This is a genomic window from Streptomyces sp. MK37H, from assembly GCF_018035285.1.
GTDB classification, from domain to species: Bacteria; Actinomycetota; Actinomycetes; order Streptomycetales; family Streptomycetaceae; genus Streptomyces; species Streptomyces endocoffeicus.
In genome coordinates, this window is sequence record NZ_JAAAYH010000588.1 from 1 (window position 1) to 4,376 (window position 4,376).

4 protein-coding genes and 2 pseudogenes are annotated in these 4,376 nt (G+C 73.1%); 2 read left to right on the forward strand and 4 right to left on the reverse strand.

Going from position 1 to position 4,376, the window contains the following annotated elements; translation table 11 throughout:
- A pseudogene (locus tag GWI24_RS41095) lies at positions 1-688 on the reverse strand (hypothetical protein); the annotation flags it as partial.
- A 120-nt stretch (positions 689-808) separates the two neighbouring features.
- On the opposite strand from GWI24_RS41095, the gene GWI24_RS41100 reads away from it, so the two are divergent.
- Positions 809-1,972 (forward strand): cystathionine gamma-synthase, encoded by a 1,164-nt coding sequence (locus GWI24_RS41100; protein ID WP_210951126.1) that lies wholly within the window; start codon positions 809-811, stop codon positions 1,970-1,972.
- A gap of 82 nt (positions 1,973-2,054) precedes the next feature.
- Here the strand turns inward: GWI24_RS41100 and GWI24_RS41105 are convergent, their stop codons facing one another.
- The 3 genes and pseudogenes from GWI24_RS41105 to GWI24_RS41115 form a co-directional block, all read right to left on the reverse strand.
- On the reverse strand, positions 2,055-2,309 hold the full coding sequence (locus tag GWI24_RS41105) for a hypothetical protein (RefSeq protein WP_210951127.1): 255 nt from the start codon (positions 2,307-2,309) through the stop codon (positions 2,055-2,057).
- 149 nt (positions 2,310-2,458) lie between these two features.
- A pseudogene (locus GWI24_RS45945) lies at positions 2,459-2,938 on the reverse strand (sigma factor-like helix-turn-helix DNA-binding protein); the annotation flags it as partial.
- Positions 2,939-3,010: 72 nt separating this feature from the next.
- Complete coding sequence (locus GWI24_RS41115; RefSeq protein ID WP_171072617.1) at positions 3,011-3,511, reverse strand: MarR family winged helix-turn-helix transcriptional regulator; 501 nt, start codon at positions 3,509-3,511, stop codon at positions 3,011-3,013.
- A 240-nt stretch (positions 3,512-3,751) separates the two neighbouring features.
- Here GWI24_RS41115 and GWI24_RS41120 point away from each other — a divergent pair.
- Positions 3,752-4,376 (forward strand): threonine/serine dehydratase (locus GWI24_RS41120; protein ID WP_247617592.1); only part of this gene is annotated, 625 nt, incomplete at its 3' end.

Genomic DNA, 4,376 nt, shown 5'->3' on the forward strand with positions numbered 1-4,376 from the left:
GGTCCTGGGAGCCGTGCCACTTCTCGCACCAGTAGTGGAGGGCGGCCAGGTGGGCGCCCATGTGGTGCGGGGCGAGCTTGGTGACCTTGGTCCACAGCTCCTCGAAGTCGGCCTGCCGGTAGGCCAGACCGCGGGCCACGCCGAGCTCGATGATGTGCGGCACCGGGTCCTCCGGGGCCAGCCGGGCCGCCTCGTGGCAGACGTCCCGGGCCTCCTCCAGGATCATCCGGAAGTCCTGCGAGGACGGGTCGAGCAGCGCCTGGCGGACCAGGAACTCCGCGTGCACCGCCGCCGCGCCCGGGTCCTCGGGGGCCGCCACCCGCCAGGTGCGCAGCCACATGCCGCCCTGGCCGGGGGCCTGGGCGAGCTCGAAGGCCGCCGCCCCGGCCAGCGTCTGCACCCGCTGCCAGCGCAGTTCCGAGGTGGCCTCGGTGAGGGCGAGCAGACGGGCGGCCGGCTGCCAGTCCTGCCGGGCCTGGACCTCCTCCAGCGCGTCGATCAGCTGCCGGTCCGGGCCGGGCAGCCGTACGTCCAGCCGCTCGCGCGGGACGAAGCCGTACTCCTGCGGGTCCGAGGCGCGCATCGCGCCCTGCATGGCCCCGCGGCCCCCGCGCATCCGCCGCAACGCCGGTACGACGATCAGCCCGCCGATCATGACGATGGCGATGAGGAAGATCAGAAGCTCCATGAGGTGTCCCCGTGTGAAGGCCCGTAACGGCTTGTGGTGCGGAACGGCTTGTGGTCCAGCCTATGCGCCCCGGCGGTCGTTGAATCCAGCACGGGCGCGTCGGGCGTTACGCTCGGGCCCATGAGCCACCAGCACCCCCAGGGGCATCCTCAGAGTTTCGAGACGCTCGCCATCCACGCGGGCCAGGAGGCGGACTCCCTCACCGGCGCCGTCGTCCCCCCGATCTACCAGGTCTCCACCTACAAGCAGGACGGCGTGGGGGGCTTGCGGGGCGGCTATGAGTACAGCCGTTCCGCCAACCCCACCCGTACCGCGCTCGAGGAGAACCTGGCGGCGCTGGAGGGCGGCCGCCGCGGCCTGGCCTTCGCCTCGGGCCTCGCCGCCGAGGACTGCCTGCTGCGCACGCTCCTGGTGCCGGGCGACCACGTCGTGATCCCGAACGACGCCTACGGCGGTACGTTCCGCCTGTTCGCGAAGGTCGTGGAGCGCTGGGGGGTGGAGTGGTCGGTCGCCGACAGCTCCGACCCGGCGGCGGTACGGGCCGCGCTCCGCCCCCGTACGAAGGTGATCTGGGTCGAGACCCCCAGCAACCCGCTGCTCGGCATCACCGACATCGCAGCCGTCGCCGATGTCGCCCGCACCGCGGGGGCCCGGCTGGTGGTGGACAACACCTTCGCCAGCCCCTACCTCCAGCAGCCGCTCGCGCTCGGCGCGGACGTCGTGGTGCACTCCACCACCAAGTACATGGGCGGGCACTCGGACGTCGTAGGCGGTGCGCTGATCGTCTCCGACACCGGCCTCGGCGACGAACTCGCCTTCCACCAGAACGCGATGGGCGCCATCGCCGGGCCCTTCGACTCCTGGCTGGTGATGCGCGGCATCAAGACCCTCGCCGTCCGGATGGACCGGCACAGCGCGAACGCCACGCGGATCGCGGAGATGCTCACCGCGCACCCCAAGGTGACCCAGGTCTACTACCCGGGGCTGCCGGAGCACGTGGGGCACGAGATCGCGGCCAAGCAGATGCGGGCCTTCGGCGGCATGGTGTCGTTCCGGGTCGCGGGCGGCGAGGAGGCGGCGGTCGAGGTGTGCGACCGGGCGCGGCTGTTCACGCTCGGGGAGTCCCTCGGCGGTGTCGAGTCGCTGATCGAGCACCCGGGGCGGATGACGCACGCCTCGGCGGCGGGCTCGGCGCTCGAGGTGCCGGCTGATCTCGTACGGCTGTCGGTCGGCATCGAGTCGGTCGACGATCTGCTGATGGATCTGGGCCAGGCTCTGGGCTGACGACCAACTCTGGGTTGACGCCTGGACTATGGGTTTTTGAGGGTGGTCGCCTCCCCTTGAGTGGTCGCCTCCCCTCGAGTGGTCACCACCCCTCGAGGGGAGGGGTGGTGTCGGTGGGCGGCGGCGCGGCCCACGGTTCGACGATCGCCGCCCAGACGCCGAACGCGACGACCGCGGCGAGCAGCAGCAGCCAGCCGATGGTGCGCACCACTTGATGGCGGTGGAACATCCGCCGTCCCCGTTCGGCCGCCCGGCCCGCCAGATCCGGCGGCAGCGGCGGATGCGGGCCCTCCAGCATCCGGCGGACCTCGGTCTCCTTGCGGTCGGGGAAGCTCATGGGGCGGCTCCGGCGCCTGCCTCGGCTTCGGCTCCTGCTCCGGCCTCGGCCCCGGCTCCGGCCTCGGCTTCTGCTCCCGTCGCCCCGGTGGCCGCCCGGTCGCCGCTGGACGGGGGCGTTCCGCCGGAGGATGACGTTCCGGCGGAGCGTGGCGTTCCGGCGGACGGACGCGTTCCAGTCGTGCCACGCCGGGCCGCCGCGCTGCGCATCGCCGTGACCGCGCGGGTGCAGATCGCCCGGACCCGCTCGACCGGGAGCCCGAGCGCCGCCGCCGTCTGCTCCTCCGCGACCCCCTCGTACAGCCGCAGCACCAGCACCAGCCGCTCCTGCGGGGTGAGCCGGGCCAGGGTGCCGCCGCGCGGGCGGCGGTAGCGGTGGCCGCGGTGGGCGAAGAGGGCGGCCAGCGTCCGGCGGGTGTGGTCGTACGGATCCTCGCCGCGCAGCCGGTCCCAGCGGGCGTACGTGCGCGCGAGCGCGGCGGTCAGCAGGCGCTCGGCGGCTTCGGTGTCCCCCGTCGGCTCCCCCGTGAGCAGCGTGGCCGCATGCAGCAGTCGGCCACCCGCGCCCGCGACGAATGCCTCGAACTCCCGGGCCCGGCGGCCGTCCCGTGCTGCCCGCCGCTCTCGCACCACGCCCTCCGCCTCCCGTTCCTTTTAGGACACGGCAGGCACAGGCACCTGGTCAAGATGTCTGCGCCGGGGTCAGGTGGCGGGCGTCGCCTGGGGCACCGTGGTGTGCGCGGCGGAGAGGGCGACGTTGAAGCGGGTCAGGAGGTCGCAGAAGAGATCGCGCTCCTCCGCCGTCCAGTCCCCGGTCACGCGGGACATCAGATCGCGCCGTGAGGAACGCACTTCCTCCAGGCGGGCCTTGCCGCGCGGGGAGAGCTGCAGCACGACCGCCCGGCCGTCCTCGGGGTGCGAGGTGCGCTTGACCATGCCGGAGTCGACCAGCGGGGCGACCTGGCGGGTCACGGTGGAGGAGTCGATGCCCATGCTCCCTGCGAGCGCCTTGACCCCCATCGGGCCTTCCTGGTCGAGCCGGTTGAGCAGCAGATAAGCGGCTCGGTCCATGGAATTGCGGGCCTGGCCGACGCCGCCGAGCCGGGTCTGTTCCGCACGGCGGGCGAAGACGGCGACCTGATGCTGGAGTGCGTCCAGTACGCCGGTGTCGAGTTGAGTCGTCATGTCCGATTGGGTGGGCATGGCCTAGGGCTCACTTCATGCGGTGGTCTGTGGGATGTGGCACAGAGTACGCGGCTGGGGGCCCGCCCGTACGGGGGCTGCAGAAACCTGACGGCCCCCGAGCCACAACCTGCCGTTCTGAGCCGTTCCCCGGCGCCGTGGCCCGTCGGCGGACCCGTGCCCGGCACCGGCCCGGGGCCGACCCCGCCACCGGCTCGGCCCGCCGGGGCCTGTCGGGGGTGAGCTGCCAGACTGGGGACCATGGCTGCACGACACGGCGACGAGGACGGGCCCGGCTCCGGGTCCGGCCCGGCCTCGCACCTCACCTCTCCCGCCCTTGGGTCCGACCCCGCCCTCGCCCCCGCGACCGCGTCCGCGTCCTCGTCCGAGGGTTCCGTATCCGGAGGTTCCGCCTCCGAGGGGTCCGGAACGACGATCACCCTCGACGACATCCGCAGCGCGCAGAAGACGCTCTCGGGGGTCTCCCGGCTCACCGCGCTGGAGGGCAGCCGCTATCTGTCCGGTCTGGTCGGCGCGCCGGTCCACTTCAAGTGCGAGAACCTCCAGCGCACCGGGTCGTTCAAGCTGCGCGGCGGCTATGTGCGGATCGCCGGGCTCAGCCCCGAGGAGCGGGCGGCCGGGGTGGTCGCGGCGAGCGCCGGGAACCATGCGCAGGGCGTCGCCCTCGCGGCCTCGCTGCTGGGGGTGCGCTCGACGGTCTTCATGCCCGAGGGCGCACCGCTGCCGAAGATCGCGGCCACCCGGGACTACGGCGCCGAGGTGCGGCTGTGCGGCCAGATCGTGGACGAGACGATGCGGGCGGCGAAGGAGTACGCCGAGCGCACGGGCGCGGTCTTCATCCACCCCTTCGACCACCCGGACATCA

What these genes read in the sequence shown, in the direction of transcription:
- GWI24_RS41100 (WP_210951126.1), top strand. Translation starts at nt 809, where the DNA reads ATGAGCCACCAGCACCCCCAGGGGCATCCTCAGAGTTTCGAGACGCTC.
- GWI24_RS41105 (WP_210951127.1), bottom strand. Translation starts at nt 2,309, where the DNA reads ATGAGCTTCCCCGACCGCAAGGAGACCGAGGTCCGCCGGATGCTGGAG.
- GWI24_RS41115 (WP_171072617.1), bottom strand. Translation starts at nt 3,511, where the DNA reads ATGCCCACCCAATCGGACATGACGACTCAACTCGACACCGGCGTACTG.